Origin of the sequence: Paenibacillus pinihumi DSM 23905 = JCM 16419 (assembly GCF_000422505.1) — a bacterium.
Taxonomy (GTDB): Bacteria; Bacillota; Bacilli; order Paenibacillales; family Paenibacillaceae; genus Paenibacillus_D; species Paenibacillus_D pinihumi.
In genome coordinates this window covers 89,315-107,953 of record NZ_AULX01000024.1, presented here as the reverse complement: position 1 = coordinate 107,953, position 18,639 = coordinate 89,315, and the positions used below count along the sequence as shown (strand labels likewise).

General features: G+C 48.4%; 18 protein-coding genes. 2 read left to right on the top strand and 16 right to left on the bottom strand.

The window, feature by feature from the left end; all coding sequences use genetic code 11:
• Positions 1 to 67 precede the first annotated feature (67 nt).
• Together recA and H583_RS0108110 are read right to left on the bottom strand one after the other, a co-directional pair.
• A complete protein-coding gene (recA, locus tag H583_RS0108115; RefSeq protein WP_028560031.1) occupies positions 68 to 1,126 on the bottom strand; it encodes a recombinase RecA in 1,059 nt (352 codons plus the stop codon).
• 198 nt (positions 1,127 to 1,324) lie between these two features.
• Entirely contained in the window at positions 1,325 to 2,458 is a 1,134-nt protein-coding gene (locus H583_RS0108110; protein WP_028560030.1) for a M20/M25/M40 family metallo-hydrolase, read from the bottom strand.
• 78 nt (positions 2,459 to 2,536) lie between these two features.
• Here H583_RS0108110 and prli42 point away from each other — a divergent pair, with 78 nt between their 5' ends.
• Positions 2,537 to 2,635 (top strand): stressosome-associated protein Prli42, encoded by a 99-nt coding sequence (gene prli42 / locus H583_RS36555; RefSeq protein ID WP_154665833.1) that lies wholly within the window; start codon positions 2,537 to 2,539, stop codon positions 2,633 to 2,635.
• 10 nt (positions 2,636 to 2,645) lie between these two features.
• Here the strand turns inward: prli42 and lipB are convergent, their stop codons facing one another.
• From lipB to lpdA, 5 genes are all read right to left on the bottom strand, one after another.
• Positions 2,646 to 3,338, bottom strand: a complete 693-nt coding sequence (gene lipB, locus H583_RS0108100) for a lipoyl(octanoyl) transferase LipB (protein WP_028560029.1) — start codon at positions 3,336 to 3,338, stop codon at positions 2,646 to 2,648.
• 28 nt (positions 3,339 to 3,366) lie between these two features.
• Positions 3,367 to 4,653 (bottom strand): dihydrolipoamide acetyltransferase family protein, encoded by a 1,287-nt coding sequence (locus H583_RS0108095; RefSeq protein WP_036708901.1) that lies wholly within the window; start codon positions 4,651 to 4,653, stop codon positions 3,367 to 3,369.
• A gap of 216 nt (positions 4,654 to 4,869) precedes the next feature.
• A complete protein-coding gene (locus tag H583_RS0108090; RefSeq protein ID WP_028560027.1) occupies positions 4,870 to 5,856 on the bottom strand; it encodes an alpha-ketoacid dehydrogenase subunit beta in 987 nt (328 codons plus the stop codon).
• Between the two features lie 2 nt (positions 5,857 to 5,858).
• The gene (locus tag H583_RS0108085; protein ID WP_028560026.1) at positions 5,859 to 6,890 is read right to left on the bottom strand and encodes a thiamine pyrophosphate-dependent dehydrogenase E1 component subunit alpha; all 1,032 of its coding nucleotides are present in this window, start codon (positions 6,888 to 6,890) and stop codon (positions 5,859 to 5,861) included.
• Positions 6,891 to 7,062: 172 nt separating this feature from the next.
• On the bottom strand, positions 7,063 to 8,487 hold the full coding sequence (lpdA, locus tag H583_RS0108080; protein ID WP_028560025.1) for a dihydrolipoyl dehydrogenase: 1,425 nt from the start codon (positions 8,485 to 8,487) through the stop codon (positions 7,063 to 7,065).
• Positions 8,488 to 8,659: 172 nt separating this feature from the next.
• On the opposite strand from lpdA, the gene H583_RS0108075 reads away from it, so the two are divergent.
• A complete protein-coding gene (locus H583_RS0108075; protein ID WP_028560024.1) occupies positions 8,660 to 8,959 on the top strand; it encodes a DUF2627 domain-containing protein in 300 nt (99 codons plus the stop codon).
• Positions 8,960 to 9,193: 234 nt separating this feature from the next.
• Here H583_RS0108075 and spo0A read toward each other — a convergent pair whose 3' ends face one another.
• The 9 genes from spo0A to xseB all read right to left on the bottom strand — a co-directional run bounded on the left by spo0A (position 9,194) and on the right by xseB (position 18,637).
• A complete protein-coding gene (gene spo0A / locus H583_RS0108070) occupies positions 9,194 to 10,006 on the bottom strand; it encodes a sporulation transcription factor Spo0A (RefSeq protein ID WP_028560023.1) in 813 nt (270 codons plus the stop codon).
• 212 nt (positions 10,007 to 10,218) lie between these two features.
• On the bottom strand, positions 10,219 to 11,538 hold the full coding sequence (gene spoIVB / locus H583_RS0108065) for a SpoIVB peptidase (protein WP_028560022.1): 1,320 nt from the start codon (positions 11,536 to 11,538) through the stop codon (positions 10,219 to 10,221).
• Between the two features lie 115 nt (positions 11,539 to 11,653).
• The gene (recN, locus tag H583_RS0108060) at positions 11,654 to 13,357 is read right to left on the bottom strand and encodes a DNA repair protein RecN (protein ID WP_028560021.1); all 1,704 of its coding nucleotides are present in this window, start codon (positions 13,355 to 13,357) and stop codon (positions 11,654 to 11,656) included.
• Positions 13,358 to 13,375: 18 nt separating this feature from the next.
• Positions 13,376 to 13,825: a transcriptional regulator AhrC/ArgR gene (gene ahrC, locus H583_RS0108055; RefSeq protein ID WP_028560020.1), complete on the bottom strand. Its 450-nt coding sequence runs from the start codon at positions 13,823 to 13,825 to the stop codon at positions 13,376 to 13,378.
• A 22-nt stretch (positions 13,826 to 13,847) separates the two neighbouring features.
• Complete coding sequence (locus H583_RS0108050) at positions 13,848 to 14,318, bottom strand: hypothetical protein (protein ID WP_028560019.1); 471 nt, start codon at positions 14,316 to 14,318, stop codon at positions 13,848 to 13,850.
• A gap of 302 nt (positions 14,319 to 14,620) precedes the next feature.
• On the bottom strand, positions 14,621 to 15,445 hold the full coding sequence (locus H583_RS32280; RefSeq protein ID WP_036708853.1) for a TlyA family RNA methyltransferase: 825 nt from the start codon (positions 15,443 to 15,445) through the stop codon (positions 14,621 to 14,623).
• 6 nt (positions 15,446 to 15,451) lie between these two features.
• On the bottom strand, positions 15,452 to 17,353 hold the full coding sequence (gene dxs / locus H583_RS32275; RefSeq protein ID WP_036708850.1) for a 1-deoxy-D-xylulose-5-phosphate synthase: 1,902 nt from the start codon (positions 17,351 to 17,353) through the stop codon (positions 15,452 to 15,454).
• Positions 17,354 to 17,465: 112 nt separating this feature from the next.
• On the bottom strand, positions 17,466 to 18,383 hold the full coding sequence (locus H583_RS0108035; RefSeq protein WP_028560018.1) for a polyprenyl synthetase family protein: 918 nt from the start codon (positions 18,381 to 18,383) through the stop codon (positions 17,466 to 17,468).
• A 2-nt stretch (positions 18,384 to 18,385) separates the two neighbouring features.
• Positions 18,386 to 18,637 (bottom strand): exodeoxyribonuclease VII small subunit, encoded by a 252-nt coding sequence (xseB, locus tag H583_RS0108030; RefSeq protein ID WP_028560017.1) that lies wholly within the window; start codon positions 18,635 to 18,637, stop codon positions 18,386 to 18,388.
• Between the last annotated feature and the right edge of the window lie 2 nt (positions 18,638 to 18,639).

Here is an 18,639-nt window from a genome sequence, read left to right as displayed (position 1 = left end):
GCTTTTCTCAAATGATAGTATTCTATTGCCAATAACAGATTATAAAATTACTGCTTCCGTGTCATGATTAAAACAATTCTTTTTCAATATCTTCATCGTCTTCCTGTTCGCCACCGAGCGATGCGGCAGTAACAGCAGCCTCTGACAGCGAGCTCGCATTGCGCACCTCGCGCTCAATCACTTCAGCAACATCAGGATGATCCTTCAAATACTGCTTGGCATTCTCGCGTCCTTGTCCGAGACGCTCCCCATTATAGGAGAACCATGCACCGCTCTTCTGAACAATATCCATATCCGTCCCGATATCAATCAGACTGCCCTCACGGGAAATCCCTTCCCCGTACATAATGTCGATCTCCGCCTGCTTGAATGGAGGCGCCACCTTGTTCTTCACGACTTTAATCCGTGTCCGGTTACCTACCATGTCATTGCCCTGCTTGAGCGTCTCAATCCGCCGTACATCCAGTCTGACACTGGAGTAGAACTTGAGCGCGCGTCCGCCCGGTGTCGTCTCCGGGTTACCAAACATGACGCCGACCTTCTCACGAAGCTGGTTAATGAAGATCGCAATCGTCTTGGACTTATTAATAGCTCCAGACAGCTTGCGAAGTGCCTGAGACATCAGACGAGCCTGCAGACCAACGTGTGAATCCCCCATCTCGCCTTCGATTTCCGCCTTCGGAACGAGTGCTGCTACGGAGTCAACGACGATGATGTCGACCGCACCACTGCGAACCAACGCCTCAGCAATCTCCAGCGCCTGCTCACCTGTATCCGGCTGGGACAGCAGGAGCTCGTCAATATTAATGCCAAGCTTTCTCGCATAGAGCGGGTCAAGCGCATGCTCGGCGTCGATAAAGGCAGCTTGTCCGCCAATACGCTGAACCTCTGCAATCGCATGAAGCGCGACTGTTGTCTTACCGGAAGATTCCGGTCCATAAACTTCAATAATTCTGCCGCGGGGATATCCGCCAATTCCTAGTGCAATATCTAAAGCAAGTGAACCGCTCGGCACAGTCTCGACCTGCATGCCGGCGTTCTCGCCCAATTTCATAATGGAGCCTTTACCGAATTGTTTCTCTATTTGGCGTAGTGCCATCTCAAGAGCTGCGCGACGATCTGACAAACAACTCACACCCTTCACGATTTATAATCTAATTTTACCTTGTTTGTTCCCCTTTGCCAAGCTTTTTTTCGAACATACATTCGTTTTTTTTGTTCCGGCCTCCTCCGGAACGCGAAAAACCGCAGCAAAGCAAGGCTTCACTGCGGTTCTTCCGACTGATTCAATTGTACATCAAAACCAAGCATTGACGCAATCCCGTTATGCCTTCAGCTTGCCTGCTTCAGTGATGAGCTCGACAACAAGACGGGAGGTTTTAACAAGATCCTCGACCTTGATCTGCTCCTTCGTTGTGTGAATATGCTCATAGCCGACAGCCAAATTTACAGTAGGAACGCCAAACCCGTTGAAAATATTGGCATCGCTGCCTCCGCCGGACGGGAACAGGCGAGGTGTTTCCCCGATTTGGGAAATCGCTTTTTTAGCGACTTCGACAACCTGGTCCCCGTCAGAGAAATTAAACGCCGGATATATAATTTCGCTCTCAAATACCGATTCCGCGCCATAGTCCTTCGCTGCGCTCTCCAGCGCCTGCTTCATGGACTCAATCTGTCTGTCCAGCTTATCCTGAACGATGCTGCGCGCCTCAGCGTCGAGACGTACATGATCACATACGATATTGGTTGCACCACCGCCCTCAAAGCGTCCGATATTGGCAGTCGTCTCTTTATCGATCCGGCCAAGCGACATGCGCGAGATAGCTTTAGCCGCTACCTGAATCGCGCTGATGCCGTCTTCCGGATTGACGCCGGCGTGTGCGGATTTGCCGATGACCTGCATCGTGATCTTCGCCTGGGTTGGCGCGGCAACTGCGATGTCACCGATCTTGCCGTTGGAGTCCAGCGCATAGCCGAAGACCGCTTCAAGACGGGCAGGGTCCATTGCTCTTGCACCATACAGTCCCGCTTCCTCACCGACCGTAATAACAAACTGCACCTGACCGTGCGAAAGCTTCTGCTCCTGAATCACTCTGATTGCCTCAAGCATCGCTGCAATGCCAGCTTTGTCATCACTGCCCAAAATGGTTGTGCCGTCGCTGCGGATATAGCCGTCGGCATCCAACTGCGGCTTGATGCCGTTACCAGGCGTTACGGTATCCATATGCGACGTAAAGAAGATCGGCGGAGCGCCCTCTACGCCGTTCGCTGCAAGTTTAATGATCAGATTGCCGGCCCCGTGGCCGGTTACGGCTGCAGTATCGTCTTCCTCGACCTGAAGACCGAGCGCACCGAACTTTTCTTTAAGCACCCGACAAATTTCCTGTTCATGAAGCGTCTCGCTGTCGACGCGTACCAGCTCCATGAATTCTTCTACCAAACGTTTTTCTATAATCATCGACTTTCCTCCGTCCGTGTACATCGTATACAATAGTAAAATAGTTGTCCTTATTATAACCGAAAGGAGACCGCAGCAATGCAAAACAACAAATGGGTGAAAGTAGTGGTCTACCTGATCATTGCTTCCATGCTGTTATCTACATTGGTCATGAGCCTTGGAATGCTGTTTTACTAATCGCGGGTTTTCAAGCTTTCACAAGCTCCGGCAGCGCAAAACCGAAATTCCGGCAAAAATGGGGGAGCAGTTCCCCCGCCGCCCGTTCCAGGGGCATCTCCTGCCCTGACAGATCGGCAAATGAAGTGACACCGTAGGTCTGGATTCCACAAGGAATAATACCCGCAAAGCCTTCTGAAGATATGCCTGCCTTCAGATTTAGTGCAAAACCATGACTTGTCACAAAGCCGCGGCGCTGCCTGCACTTGTTGAATTTGACGCCAATGGCGGCAATTTTCAAATCTCCAACCCATACACCGGTGTATTCCTGCTTCCGGCTGCCCTCAATGCCGTAATCGGACAACCAGTCAATAATGACCTGCTCTAGCGTCCGCAAATAAGCATGCAAATCCAAGCCTACAGCATCCAGATAAAGCAGCGGGTAGCCAACCAGTTGACCGGGACCGTGATAAGTAATATCGCCGCCCCGGTCAATTTGATACAATGCAATGCCCTGCTTCTCCAACTCTTCCTTGCTTAACAGAAGATGCTCGGGATGCTGCTGGGAGCCCATTGTATATGTCGGCGGATGCTCGAGCAACAGCAGTCTGTCGCTGCTCTCCCCTTTGTCTATACTTTTGACGATCCCTTTTTGGAGCTGCCAGGCTTCCCCATAATCCAGGAACGGAATGAACCTTGCATCCAGCGATTTCATCTCTTCCATGGCTGTCCCGTCCTTTTTCGGCTTTATGTTAGTACAAAGTTGTTTCTGAATTATAGCTCTCCAGATTATCCTTCACACGCTGCAGGAAACGGCCGCAAATAACACCGTCCAAAATCCGGTGATCCAGTGAGAGGCAAATGTTCGCCATCGACCGCACTGCAATCATATCGTTAATAACGACAGGACGCTTCACAATCGATTCGAAGGTCAGAATCGCTGCCTGCGGATAATTAATAATTGGATAAGACAAAATGGAACCGAAGGAACCGGTATTATTAACGGTAAAAGTTCCGCCTTGCATATCATTGAGCGTCAGTTTGCCTTCACGAGTCTTGCGGGCAAGATCGTCGATTTCCCGGGCCAGGCCAGCGATATTCTTCTGATCTGCATTTTTGATGACCGGCGTCAAGACAGAATCTTCGGTACCTACTGCGAGAGAAATGTTGATGTCCCGCTTCACGATGATCTTGTCCACTGCCCAGACGGAGTTCATCATCGGGAAGTCCTTGATCGCGTTGACGACAGCCTTCATCAGGAAAGCCAGGTACGTCAAGTTTACACCTTCACGCTTCACAAATTCATCCTTGAGCTTGTTGCGCAATACAACAATGTTCGTCACGTCAACTTCGATCGTCGTCCAGGCATGGGGGATTTCTGTGACGCTCTGACGCATATTCCGTGCAATTGCGTTACGCATCGGAGTAACATCGATGAAATATTCACCGCGTCCCGGAATCGTTTGCTCAATCTCAATTTTCGGTATTTTTGGCGTTTCAGCCAAATGCAAACCAGATGTCCGAACAGCCAGTTTCGGGTCCATATTTACAGACTGGGGAACTGATACAACCCCCGATTTTTTGACAGATTCTACATAAGCCAGAATATCCTTGCGGGTAATTCTTCCACCCAGACCGCTGCCCGGAACCTGAGTCAAATCCACCCCGTGCTCGGCAGCAAGCTGCTGAACAGCAGGAGAAAGACGGTTGCGCATGCTGCGATCAGCAGATGAATCACCGTCGGGGCTACCCGAAGCATGATTGCTGCTTGATTGTTGAATGGTATCCGCAACGATCTGTGGAACGTCCTCATCGCTGCCAGCCGTCTCAATGATACAGACGGGGGTGCCTACATCAACCTTCTCCCCGTTCCCAACCAAAATTTTAACCAGTTTGCCTGCAACCGTTGAAGGCAGCTCCGCATTGACTTTATCGGTCAAAATTTCACAAATCGGCTCGTATACTTCCACTTCGTCGCCCGGCTGCTTGAGCCACTTGTCAATTGTGGCTGACACAAGTGATTCCGCCAGTTGCGGCATTACGATTTCCGTTAATTTACTCAAAACCTTCACATCTCCTAACCTTCAGCTGGAAGACACGCATGGCCCCGGATAATGCGAAATCGCCTGCTTGTCTTTGCATCAGTTACAACAAGACAAGCGTATCGCAGTGAAATTCAAGACTTGTACAGCTCTTGAAGCGGCTGTATATGCCCGGAATTTCCATTAATGGAGTATGCGCAGCCTTAAACTGTTTTAGTACATTGCCAAATTGCGCATGGCTTCTTTTGCTTTTTCTTTATTAAGCATGAAAAATTTCTCGCTCGGCGGATTAATTGGCATGGCCGGTACATCCGGACCGCAAAGCCGCATAATCGGAGCGTCCAGTTCGTACAGCAGTTCCTCAGCAATAATAGCCGATACTTCCGCTCCGACACCGCCTGTTTTATTATCCTCATGAACAATAAGCACCTTGCCAGTCTTTTTCACTGCTTCGCGAATGGCATCCTTGTCAAGCGGCTGAAGTGTGCGCAAATCAAGCACATGGGCGAAAATGCCCTCCTCCTGCTCCAGCTCCGCTGCGGCTTCCATTACATAATGAAGCGGGAGACTGTATCCGATGACCGTAATATCGTCACCCTCACGCAATACATTTGCCTTGCCGATCGGAACGATATAATCGTCGTCCGGCACTTCGCCTGTTACAAGCTTATAGCATTTTTTATGTTCAAAGAACAGAACCGGATCAGGGTCCCGCACTGCCGCTTTTAATAGCCCTTTGGCATCATAAGCGGAATATGGAGCTACAATTTTAAGTCCGGGTGTTCCGAAAAATACAGATTCTGTACATTGCGAATGATAGAGCCCCCCGAAGATCCCGCCGCCAATCGGAGCGCGGATAACAACCGGACAGGACCAGTCATTGTTGGAACGATAGCGGATTTTGGCCGCTTCACTAATAATCTGGTTTGTAGCCGGGAACATAAAATCCGAATATTGCATTTCGGCAATTGGCTTCATTCCATACATGGCCGCGCCAATAGCTACACCAGCAATCGCAGACTCAGCGAGCGGCGTATCGAGTACACGAAGCTCTCCGAACTGCTCCATCAAGCCCTTGGTTGTTGTAAATACACCGCCCTTGCGGCCGACATCCTCCCCAAGTACAAAGACATCTTCGTCACGCTGCATTTCTTCCTTCATCGCCAATCGAATAGCATCAATATATTCCATTACCGGCATTCTTACTGTCCCCCTTGACCTTCAGAGTCGGCATAGACATGGAGTAGAGTATCTTCAGGAGCAGGGAACGACGCTTTATCGCCATAGGAGGTCGCATCATCAAGCTGCTCGCGAAGCTGCTTCAACAAGGCCTGGTTTTGCTCCTCATCCCAAATACCGCAATCCATCAAATATTGCTTGAAGAACAAAATCCCGTCCTTGCTGCGATGCTCATCAACCTCTTCCTTCGTACGGTATGCCAAATCATTATCGGAAGTGGAATGCGGAGAAATCCGGTAAGTCAGCGCATCAATTAAAGTTGGGCCTTCTCCGCGCATCGCACGCTCACGCGCTTCCTTCACGACACGATATACCTCCAGCACATCATTGCCGTCGACTTCAACGCCCGGGAATCCGTATCCGAGGGCACGGTCGCTGATTTTGCCTGCACTTTGTTTATGAAACGGGGTGGAAATGGCATAACGGTTATTTTCGCACATGAAAATAACCGGGAGATTATGTACCCCAGCAAAGTTGCAGCCTTCATGGAAATCTCCCTGGTTGCTCGATCCATCCCCGAATGTGACGAATGAAACAAACGGCTTCTTCTTCATCTTCGCTGCAAGCGCCAGTCCGACAGCATGTGGAACCTGGGTCGTAACCGGACTTGAGCCTGTCACAATGCGCAGCTTCTTGCTGCCGAAATGCCCCGGCATCTGGCGGCCCCCGCTGTTAGGGTCCTCTGCCTTAGCAAATACAGAAAGCATCAGCTCACGAAGCGTCATGCCCACCGAAAGCACGAATCCGTAATCCCGGTAATAAGGTAAGAAATAATCCTGCTCCCGGTCAAGCGCAAAAGCTGCACCTACCTGCGCCGCTTCCTGTCCGATACCGGAAACGTGGAAATTAATTTTGCCTGCACGTTGCAGCAGCATGCACCGTTCATCGAATACTCGGGCCATCTGCATCATGGTGTACATCTCTATAACTTGCGAATCGCTTAGTCCAAGTTCATGATGTTTGAAGGTTTGACCTACTGATCCGGAATATGTCATGGAGCAACCTCCTATCCGTAGTAAGAGACGAAAGCTTCACCGTCTCAGAATCGTCTTATAAGTCAGGTGTTATAACCTGGTACTAAGACTTGGTTATATCAATTATAACGCGTTTGTCGCAAAAAAGAAACATAGCCTCTTTTGACTTCAAAAGGATGCCGGTTTGCAGGTTTTAGAAAACGAATGATCCGCCATCCACAGCAAGTGCAGCTTCACCAAGCGCTTCCGAGAGCGTCGGGTGCGGATGAATAGCCTGCCCAATTTCCCACGGGGTTGCTTCCAGTACCTGGGCAAGCACCGCTTCTGCGATCATATCTGTAGCATGAGGACCAATCATATGAACACCCAGCACATCGTTCGTCACTTCATCAGCTACCACTTTTACAAAACCATCGCTTGCGCCCAGCACTCTGGCTTTTCCAAGCGCGGAGAAAGGAATCTTTCCGATACGAACATTGAACCCTTGCTTGCGTGCTTCATGCTCAGTCAGACCGACAGATGCAATTTCAGGGCGGGAATATACACATCTTGGCACACGAGTCGCTGCTAATGGAGAAGGCTTCTGTCCACAGGCATGCTCTACTGCAATAATACCTTCATGAGCTGCTGCATGGGCAAGCTGAAGCCCGCCGACGACATCTCCAATAGCGTAAATATGCGGTTCCGTTGTTTGCATCATCCCGTTTATTTTAACGAATCCATTCACGAGCTGGATATCTGTATTCTCAAGACCGATCTGGTCGGCATTAGCTTCTCTTCCAACGGATACGAGCATTTTCTCCGCCTCAAGCAAAACAGCGCCATCTGTTGTCTCCGCAGATAGGCTAACAGTTGAATTATCAGTGTAACTGCAAGAATTCAGGTCAAGCTTGACGCTGGTCAATACCCTTACCCCGCGTTTGCGAAGAATTCGCTCCAGTTCAACCGAGATGTCCAAATCCTCCCCGGGGAGCAGCCGCGCTGCCGCTTCCACCAGCGTAACGTCAACGCCGAAATCATTCATCATCGAAGCCCATTCTACCCCGATGACACCCCCGCCGATTATCAATAACGAAGATGGGAGAGCATCCAGTTCAAGCGCATCATCACTTGATAAAATTGATTTCCCGTCGGGGGCAAGACCCGGCAAATGCCGTGTTCTGGAGCCGGTAGCAATAATCAGATTGGTTGAGACAACTGTCTCCATCTCTCCGTCTGCAAGCTCCACAGCCACGGCACCGCTACGGGGGGAAAATATCGATGGCCCGATAATACGGCCCTTGCCATTGATCACTTGAATGCCATGCTTGCGCATTAAATATTGCAAACCTGTGAACAGTTCACTGACCGTCTTATTCTTGCGTTCCTGAACCGCGCCATAACGCAGCCCAACCTCACCTACGGTAACCCCGAAAGCCCCCGACTCTTTCACCGTATGATACACTTCCGCGCTGCGCAAAAGCGCTTTGCTAGGTATACAGCCTCTATGCAAACAAGTCCCGCCAAGCTTGTCCATTTCAATAATAGCTACTTTTTTTCCAAGTTGTGCAGCACGTATCGCTGCCGTGTAGCCGCCAGGACCACCGCCCAAAACAGCAATATCTACTTCAATCGTCATCCGATAACCTCCAATTGGTATAACCTTGCTACCTACTGCTATTGTAACTGTTTTTACCGGGTATCGTAAACCGCATTGCACCGTTTAACGTGGACAGAAGGAAGCGAACAAGGTATCATAAGGATAATCATAAGCGTATAACGTTGCCGTTGCTGTCTGGAGGAAGCATGAAATGGGAGTTGTTCTTGTCAGATTTATTGCTGTGCTGCTGCTTGTAATTCCGGGAGCAGCTGCTACTGTGGGTTTTTTGAAAATGAAAGATTCCGTTTTTGATTATTTTTCAGGATTCGGAAATGATGATGGAGTTGTCCATAGTTTTGCGTGGGGCCAGTTCCTGCTTGGTGTCATTTTGTTTATTGCCGGGGTTGGATTTATAGGCGGCTGGATTTTCTTCCGTGACCGCAAACGGAACTATGTTGCCCCCCGTTTCAGAAAAAAAAGACCAAGACCAGAGAGACAGAATATTCAGTAAGATGTTGATACAGAAAAGAGTACATAGATGGAGGGCTCTGTATGAAGAAGCCATCCATCTTTTTTTATGATCATGTAAATTTTTCAGATGCTAGCTAAATATTATCGGAATTGAATCAAAAACCGCCTCCCCACTCACCCTGTAGGGTAGCAAAGAAGCGGTCTTCACTTGTATATAAACGATGCATAAGGTATGGAGACAGTTCATTTCCTAACCTTATTGATTCTTACCCTCTCAAGAAACCTTATGCTCAATGCGCAGCTTATCTGCTACCATCGCTATAAACTCGCTGTTGGTGGGTTTTGATTTACTAATATTAATGGTGTAGCCAAAAAGATGGCTGATACTGTCGATATTGCCGCGTGTCCAGGCGACTTCGATCGCATGGCGAATGGCGCGCTCGACGCGGGATGGTGTCGTTTTGAATTTTTCGGCGATTGCCGGATACAGCGTTTTTGTAATCGCACCCAAAATTTCGATGTTGTTATACACCATTGTAATTGCTTCGCGCAAATACTGATATCCTTTAATATGTGCCGGAACACCAATTTCATGAATGATGCTGGTAATATTCGCGTCAAGATTTTTACCTTTGGCAATCGGTACAACATTGGATTTCACACTTACTGCGGAGCCGGTATACGTTGACGAAGAGGTCACGACAGAATTGCCTACCAGTTGGCGAATACGATTAGCCAGAATTTCCATATCAAACGGTTTTAAAATATAATAGGAAGCACCAAGCTGCACTGCTTTTTGAGTGATGTTTTCCTGGCCGAAAGCAGTCAGCATAATAATTTTGGGCATAGGGGACAGATTCATTTCCCGCAACCGCTCCAATACGCCAAGTCCATCGAGATGAGGCATAATAATGTCCAGAATCAATACATCTGGCACTTTGCGGGATTCTTCCAGGTGACGAAGCACTTCTTCACCATTATAAGCAACCCCAATGACTTCCATATCACTCTGCTCAGAAATGTACTCGGATAAAAGATTCGTGAACTCTCTGTTGTCGTCAGCTAATAAAACTTCAACTTTTTGCAATGTTCTGGTCCTCCCTTGATTTTGAATCTCCGTTTAATATGTAATTCCTTTTCCTGTCATAACATTTTCGACACCGACTTATAAAATCCTTCTGTCGAAAATTATTTTTCTTTATTTTTTTTCTAACTTCCTTTATAATAAAAATTTTACTACAACAACCATCACTCTTCGAATGTTTTCGAACTCATTCGACAAAAAAATCTTAAGGCGCTTTAGCTCGCCTTAAGATTTGGACTTGTCCTTTTCATTAACACACCGGCGTCCTGGAGCATCCATTCAATAAAGCAGCCATAACCGGAGGTCGGATCATTTACGAATACATGTGTTACTGCACCAACAAGCTTGCCATTTTGAATAATCGGACTGCCCGACATACCTTGGACTATACCGCCAGTATTCTCAATAAGACGCTTATCGGTAATTTTGATAACCATGCCTTTAGTCGCCGGAGAAGACTGTTTCGTCACATGAACGATATCGATTTTGAACTTCTCCACTTTTTGCCCGCCAATTACCGTCAGAATTTCTGCCGGACCTTCCTTTACTTCTTCAGCGAAAGCAACAGGCAAAGGCTTGCTGTCATATCCGTGAGTAGGTACATTCTTCATCTTGCCAAAGATACCAAAAGGCGTATTACGCACGACATTGCCAAGAATTTTGCCCTCTTTAAGAAAATGAGCTCTTTTCTCGCCTGGCTCCCCGTGCTGACTTTTGTTAATTGAAGTGACACTGGATTGAAGCACCTGACCATCTTCAACTTCGATTGCAGTCTGGGTGTCCATATCTGTAATAACATGGCCTAATGCCCCATACACCCCCTGCTCAGGAGCGTAAAAAGTTAATGTTCCTACGCCTGCAGCCGAGTCGCGAATGTAAAGCCCCAGTCTCCAAGCTTGATCTTCTACATCAAATGCGGGCTTAAGCTGTTTGTCTACAATTTGACCATTACGTTTGATCGACAACTGTAGTAGCTGACCGGACTTCCCGGCTTGTTCTACAATTGGGGAAACTTTGGCAACTTCATTAATATGAGTGCCGTTAATGCGAACGATCAGATCACCGAGCTTGATTTCAGCTTGCTCACCGGGAGACTGCTTGGAGTCCTTCCCTGTAATCACCTCATGATGACCAACTACCATAATGCCCGCGGATTTAACCTTGACTCCAATTGTTTGTCCTCCGGGGATAACCTTCAGATCAGGTACCACATGTACTTTGACCGTCTTGAAGGGAATGGAGCCAAACAACTTCATTGTCATTTTGGTTTGTCCGCTTTGAAGCGGGTCAAGTGAGATCGGCTTGTTCAGATCTACATCTACCGTATTGTTTAAGGAGCCGTTAACACGCATAACCTCTGAGTTAAAGGATAGTTTGGCGTGTACCGGCATGTCGTAATTCAAGTGCTTCTGCTGTCCGGAGAACAGACGAAGCTCGCTCGGGATTGCAGCAAAATGTTGAAAAGGGGAGGATACACCAATCATGCATACGATGAGTGTGAGAATAAGACCGAACCATCGTTTACGATTATTCAATGATTTTCACGCTCCCTAGGTCCATCATCCGACGGTTATCGCCAATGGCGTACCTATAAGGTAACCGTGTCCCCTTGCTTTTATGACTTATAAAACATTCCCTGTATGGTTTGAATTACGCTCCTTTCTGGCGATCCGCCAGGTCAAGCATTTCTTGTGCATGATGTCTTGTTTTTTCCGTCACTTCCACGCCTCCCAGCATGCGGGCAAGCTCTTCTATCCGGCTTTTTTGCTGAAGAGGGGTCACAGAAGTAGCTGTTCTTTCATTTTTAACCTGCTTTTTAATTTCATAATGATGATCAGCCATACAAGCAACTTGAGGCAAATGAGTAATGGAGAATACCTGGCATTGCTTGGACAACTGCGACATTTTCTCGGCAATCGCTTGCGCAGCCCTGCCGCTCACGCCGGTATCCACCTCATCAAAAATGAGTACGGGAACCTGATCGAGCTGGGCGAATATTGCTTTGAGGGCAAGCATAATCCTTGACATCTCACCACCGGAAGCAATTTTGTTGATTGGTTTTAACGGCTCCCCTGGATTCGGGGATATGACGAAGACTGCATCGTCCATGCCTTGTGGAGCCAAGCGGTAACCATCCTCACCTTCCCGATGCTGATTCAGTTCAATACGGAATATCGTGCGTTCCATATGAAGCTGTCTCAACTCCGCTTCAACCGCTTCTGACAGCTTGCTTGCAGCATGACGGCGAAGCTCGGATAATGAGAACGCTAATTCCATCGCTTTTTTATGAAGGGCCACTTCTTCTTCACGAAGCTTGCCCAAATGTTCATCCCGGTTTTCAAGCTTGTCTACCTCATACATAATCTTATGATGGTAATTGATGATATCAGGAATAGTCTCTCCGTATTTGCGTTTCAACGTATGAATCAGATTGAGACGTTCTTCAATCTCCTCCAATTGATCCGGATTGGATTCAATCATATCGCGGTAATTGCGGAGTTGAAATACAGCATCCTCTGCCTGGTAAAAGGCTGAACGCAACTGCTCAAGCAGCGGATCAAGCTCGGCAGGATCATAAGCTTGAATTTCCTCCAGTTTGTTAATAGCTCTGCTGATGGAGTCCAAACCGCCGCCGTTATACAGCAAGGAATATGCCTCGGATGCATAATCCATCCTCCGGCCTGCATGAGTTAGTTTGCGTTTTTCCTCAACGAGCCATTCATCCTCACCAGGCTTGAGATTGGCTGTCTGAATTTCCTCAACCTGAAATTTATATAAATCAAGCATTTGCATATTTTGCCGCGAATTTTCTTCCAGTTCTCTAAGCTTTACACGAACCTGCTGATAACGGCGGAAAATCTGCCGGTATTGTGACTTCTTCTCCATTAGAGGGGCACCTGCATAGACATCCAGCCACTCAAGATGCTGCTCTGGCTTGAGAAGCGACTGATGCTCGTGCTGGCCGTGCAGGTTGACAAGATGCTCGCCCACTTCACGAAGAATCGTCAAATTAACCATTTGGCCGTTGATACGGCTCATGCTTTTGCCCTGATTGGACAACTCCCGCCTGATGACAAGCAGTTCATCGGATTTTCCGTTAATGCCATACTGGGACAGCTTCCCCCACACCGGATGAGAGGAAGGCAAATCAAACATGGCTTCAATTTCTGCACGGTCACAACCATGGCGTATCATATCGGCTGCTCCACGAGCACCAATGACCAGACCCAAAGCATCGATCAAAATCGATTTCCCCGCTCCAGTCTCCCCCGTCAAAACATGAAAACCTTTATTAAAGTGAACTACGGTGGATTCAATGACAGCCAAATTGCGAATAGACAGCTCTCGAAGCATGTTCGATTTACCTCCTCATTAATTAAGCAATGATGTTAGTCTTGATACAATATCTTCACTGTTCTGTTTGGTACGGCAAATAATTAAAATGGTGTCGTCACCGCAAATCGTACCCATAACTTCATTCCATTCCATATTGTCAAGAAGTACACATATGGCGTTAGCAGTACCCGGCAGACATTTCATAACCACCAGATTATCCGTAAAGTCAATATGCACATAATGATCAAGCATCGCACGCCGCAGCTTATGAATCGGATTGTAACGCTGCTCGGTTGGCAGCGCATATTTATAACGTCCGTCCTCTGTCTGGACCTTAATCAACTGCAGCTCCCGGATATCACGGGATACTGTTGCCTGCGTAACCTGCAATCCAGCCTGGCGCAGTGATTCAACCAGATCCTCTTGGGTTTCCACTATATCATTGGTAATAATTTCTCTTATCTTGATATGACGAATTCCTTTCATAAAACCTCCTATTGTTTTCCCATTATGCCTCTTCAGCAACTGTGAACAAGATTGTCCGGATAGATCTGGCCTTGACATCTACATATAATATGCCCTCACAATAAGGTACCAGCAAAGCAAAGACTAAAAAACGGTCTCTGATTCCTGAACCTGTCCATTCAACAGGCATACGTTCCCTCGCCGTCTTGACCACATAGGTTCTGCCGTCCTTCTCCGCGATGTATTCTATATACAGTCGGCTCTTAAGCGGCTCGCCATCGAGGTTTATCGTGACGGGAACACGATGCTTGCCAGATTGTACCGCATAACCTTCAGATTCCAGAAAATTGACGCATTCATCATCCGCATCAAGCTCCTGACCGCGATGCAGCAATAAGGAACGGCGACGACTCGCTGCAGGACTGTGAAGCCAGCGGTAAAAGCCGCGGTACATCCAAATCAGCAGCAGAACACCGGCAACAATCATGATAAATAAGTCTCCGTATTTACCCAATTGTACCTATCCCTCCTGTCCGCATAATGCAGGCATCATACCCTTTAATTCGGCAGGAGACTTTAATTTTCCTGTTCAGACAGCCAAGGAAATCAATAGGGAAAGGAACTCTCCACGTGAAGCGAACATTTGTTTGCTTAACTAAGAACAGTTTACCAAAAAGTTTTCCAAATGGCTACAGGAAAATTAAAAAAAAGAGCAAACATTTCAGACAAGGCTGGTGTTCCTGGGAATTTCCCCGGGCAACGTCAGCATACTGCCGCTGAAAGTTTACTCTTTGATTTGTATCCTATCTGCTTCTTTTAGCCCGTAAAATTGCTGCCGGCCTGGGCTACAATTTCATGAATCTGCTCAGGGCCTGGAGCATCCCGCTCTTCTCCCGGAACCCAGTTCAGATAAGCCAAAAATTCAATATTTCCCTCGCCTCCGGTGATCGGGGAATAGGTCAAGCCTTCCACCCTGAATCCCAGTTCAACTGCAAAGTTCAGTACCTGAGACAGTACCTCCCGATGCACGGACGCTTCCCTGACGACTCCGGATTTGCCCACCTTCTCCCTGCCAGCCTCGAATTGCGGCTTGATGAGCGCCACAACCCCGGCTCTTTCCCTTAGCAATCCTGCCAGTGCAGGCAGAATGATCCGCAAGGAAATGAAGGATACATCGATGGTTGCAAAATCCGGAACCGGACCACTCAAATCCTCAGGCTTTGTATATCGGAAATTGGTTCTTTCCATGACATTGACTCTTGGGTCCTGACGAATGGACCAGTCAAGCTGGTTGTAGCCCACATCAACAGCATAGACGTAAGACGCCCCATGCTGGAGAGCGCAATCGGTAAATCCGCCCGTAGACGCTCCGATATCCAGCATGACAAGCCCCTCCATTTTCAGTCCAAAAAAACCAATAGCCTTCTCCAGCTTCAATCCGCCGCGGCTTACATAAGGATGAGGCGCACCCTTTACAGTAATGCTGGCGGTTCTGGGGATTTTGGTGCCGCTTTTTTCTATTCTCTCCCCGTCAGCGATGACAAGCCCGGCCATAATAGCAGCCTTGGCTTTTTCACGGCTCTCATAGTAGCCTTGCTCCACGAGAAGCACATCAATACGTTCCTTGCTTGCTGCACTCATGTGTCCTTACCCTCTTTGTCTTTTTACATTCTGCAGGCGGCCTGACATCAGGCTGATAACCTGGGCAGCCACATGATCCGGGGTAAGTCCGATTTCCTGTCTCTGCTCTTTGATAGAACCATGCTCCACAAAGCAATCAGGAATCCCCATTAAGCGAACGGAAAGCCCGTCAATACCGCGCTGGGCGTAGAACTCCAGTACTGCGCCTCCCAAACCGCCCATAACCGCACTTTCCTCGAGCACTATCATATGCGGGTTTTCCGCCGCAAGCTTGAGCAGCAACTCTTCATCGAGCGGCTTGATAAAGCGGGCATTTACGATCTGAATGGACAACCCTTCCCGCTTCAGCAGCTCAGCTGCTTCCTCGGCAACCTGAATCATTGGGCCCTGGGTAATAATTACGGCCGATTCTCCCTCGCGTAAGGTCTCCCATGATCCGATCGGGATGGCCGTCATTTCCGGATCAAGCTCGACTCCACGTCCGTTTACCCGCGGATAGCGAACTGCAATCGGGCCGTCGTTGTAATCAACTGCCGTCTTCATCATATTGCGGAGCTCATTTTCATCCTTCGGCATCATCAGTACCAGATTCGGTACATGTCTGAGGAACGGGATATCATAAACACCGTGGTGAGTCTCACCATCCGCACCAACAAACCCTGCACGGTCAATCGCAAAAATGACATTCAGATTTTGACGGCAAATATCATGAACGACCTGATCATAAGCACGTTGCAGGAAAGTTGAATAAACCGCAAAAACCGGCTTCAACCCTTCTATTGCCAGCGCAGCCGACATTGTCGCCGCATGTTGCTCGGCAATACCGACATCAATCATCCGTCCTGGAAACAGCTCCCCAAACTTCACGAGGCCGGAGCCGCCCGGCATAGCAGGCGTTACTGCAACAATCCTCTCATCTTGCCCAGCCAGCTCAATCAATGCCTGGCTGAAAATCTCCGTGTACATCGGAGGCCCAACCGCTTTGAGCAGCTGTCCGGATTCAATCTTGTACGGGGTGATGCCGTGCCACTTATGGGAATCCGCTTCAGCAGGCTGATAGCCTTTCCCCTTTGTAGTCAGCACGTGTACAAGCACAGGTCCGCTTACATTGTTCGCCTGCTGGAATACATCAGCCAGCTTCTCGATATCATGGCCATCCACCGGCCCCAGATACGTAAGGCCGAACTCTTCAAACAGCATGCCGGATACAACCATATATTTCAGACTGTCTTTCAGCCTTTCTGCCGTTTTCGCCAGCTTGCCGCCAATAGCCGGGATTTTGTTCAGAAACTGCTGGAATTCGTCCTTGGCTTTCTGATAATGCTTATCGGAACGGATTCTTCCCAAATAATTGTGAAGCGCACCGACATTAGGAGCAATAGACATCTCATTGTCATTCAGCACAACGATCAGATTGCGCTTTTCATGTCCGATATGGTTGAGCGCTTCCAATGCCATTCCGCCTGTCAGAGCCCCGTCCCCGATAACAGCGATGACTTTATTGTTCTCGCCTTTGAAGTCACGGGCGAGTGCCATACCCATTGCAGCAGACAGCGAAGTGCTGCTGTGACCTGCCTCCCATACGTCATGCTCACTCTCGGAGCGCTTGACAAAGCCGCACAACCCTTTATATTTGCGCAGAGTATCGAACCGATCCTTGCGGCCGGTTAGAATTTTATGGACGTAGGACTGATGTCCGACATCAAATATAATTTTGTCGTTAGGGCTGTCATATAGATAGTGGAGGATCAGCGTCAGCTCCACGACCCCCAGATTGGGGGCAAGATGTCCTCCGGTCATGGACAGATTCCCGATCAGAAATTCTCTGATTTCCTCGGCAAGCTGCGGCAATTGCTCCAGATGAAGCTGCTTTAAATCCTTCGGGTCGTTAATCTTTTCAATCAGCACGTGTTTTCCTCACTTTCTTGGACTGAAAACACTGTTGTCCAATAACGTCAAAACGTTTTTTTCATTATAGCACGCCGCTCAAATAATCCCAAGCAATCTTGAATTTCTCATTTTAGCGGTCACGGTTAACCAAATAATCCGCCAACTCCAGCAAGCGCTGCGGGTTCACAAGATTGGCCGACAACAGGAGCTGCTTCGCCTCATCCGTAAGCCGCTTGATTTCAGCCTTGCTCTCATCCATACCAATCAAGTATGGATAGGTCACTTTATTCTGGTTGACATCACTGTTTGTCTTTTTGCCAATCTTCTCTTCATCACCAATCAGATCAAGAATATCATCCTGTATCTGGAATGCCAGGCCGATTCTCTGTCCGAAGCCTTCCAGAGCCTCAATCTGATGCGGCTGTGCACCGGCAATCCGTCCGCCCGCTTTGAGCGAGAATGTGATCAGATCGCTCGTTTTATGCAAATGAATATAGTTCAACTCAGCTAATGATGTACTGCCCTGCTCGCCCAATATATCCGCCGCCTGGCCTCCCACCATTCCGGCAGCGCCGGCAAGAACGGACAGATCCTCAACAATAGCAAGCGCAGTTTCTGCACTGACCCGCTTTTGCTTTGCAACAAGCGCAATACAATAGAAGGCATGTGTCAGCATTGCATCTCCTGCTAGAATAGCCACAGCCTCACCAAATACTTTGTGGTTAGTCGGCTTGCCTCTGCGGAAATCATCGTCATCCATAGCAGGCAAGTCATCATGAACTAAGGAATACGTATGAATCAGCTCGATAGCAGCGGCTACCGGGTAAGCAGCATCCACATCGGCCGGATCATTGGAAATCGCTTCTGCAGCAGCCAGAACCATAATCGGACGGATTCTTTTGCCGCCTGCTTCCAGAGAGTAATGCACCGCTTCGCGCAACTTGACGGGAAAATCCCACTCTTCGGGTATGATATGGCGCAGCGTCTCTTCCACATGCTGCGCCTGTTCTTTTAAATAGTGCTGAATTTCTTGCCGGGCTTCCGCCATGCTTATTCTCCTTTATCCTCATTAACAGGATGAAAATTGTTTCTTTGAAGACCCTGTTCGGTCTCAATCAGCAGCTCGATTTTACGCTCTACCTGGTCGAGTTTGCTGCCGCAAAGTTGTGAGAGCCTCATTCCCTCCTGGAACAGCTCGATTGCAGTTTCCAGCGGGACATCGCCATTCTCAAGACGGGATACAATGTCTTCGAGCTTCTCCATAGCCTGCTCAAAGCTCAGAACCTGATCTGTCGTTTCCATAC

Excerpts from the sequence above, each read along its gene's own strand:
- lipB (WP_028560029.1), bottom strand. The coding sequence starts at position 3,338 with ATGGAAGAGATGAAATCGCTGGATGCAAGGTTCATTCCGTTCCTGGAT.
- ahrC (WP_028560020.1), bottom strand. The coding sequence starts at position 13,825 with ATGAAAGGAATTCGTCATATCAAGATAAGAGAAATTATTACCAATGAT.
- lpdA (WP_028560025.1), bottom strand. The coding sequence starts at position 8,487 with ATGACGATTGAAGTAGATATTGCTGTTTTGGGCGGTGGTCCTGGCGGC.
- H583_RS0108090 (WP_028560027.1), bottom strand. The coding sequence starts at position 5,856 with ATGCCGGTAATGGAATATATTGATGCTATTCGATTGGCGATGAAGGAA.
- H583_RS0108085 (WP_028560026.1), bottom strand. The coding sequence starts at position 6,890 with ATGACATATTCCGGATCAGTAGGTCAAACCTTCAAACATCATGAACTT.
- H583_RS0108075 (WP_028560024.1), top strand. The coding sequence starts at position 8,660 with ATGGGAGTTGTTCTTGTCAGATTTATTGCTGTGCTGCTGCTTGTAATT.
- xseB (WP_028560017.1), bottom strand. The coding sequence starts at position 18,637 with ATGGAAACGACAGATCAGGTTCTGAGCTTTGAGCAGGCTATGGAGAAG.
- prli42 (WP_154665833.1), top strand. The coding sequence starts at position 2,537 with ATGCAAAACAACAAATGGGTGAAAGTAGTGGTCTACCTGATCATTGCT.
- H583_RS0108035 (WP_028560018.1), bottom strand. The coding sequence starts at position 18,383 with ATGGCGGAAGCCCGGCAAGAAATTCAGCACTATTTAAAAGAACAGGCG.
- H583_RS0108095 (WP_036708901.1), bottom strand. The coding sequence starts at position 4,653 with ATGCCGCAACTGGCGGAATCACTTGTGTCAGCCACAATTGACAAGTGG.
- H583_RS0108110 (WP_028560030.1), bottom strand. The coding sequence starts at position 2,458 with ATGATTATAGAAAAACGTTTGGTAGAAGAATTCATGGAGCTGGTACGC.
- H583_RS32280 (WP_036708853.1), bottom strand. The coding sequence starts at position 15,445 with ATGAGTGCAGCAAGCAAGGAACGTATTGATGTGCTTCTCGTGGAGCAA.
- recN (WP_028560021.1), bottom strand. The coding sequence starts at position 13,357 with ATGCTTCGAGAGCTGTCTATTCGCAATTTGGCTGTCATTGAATCCACC.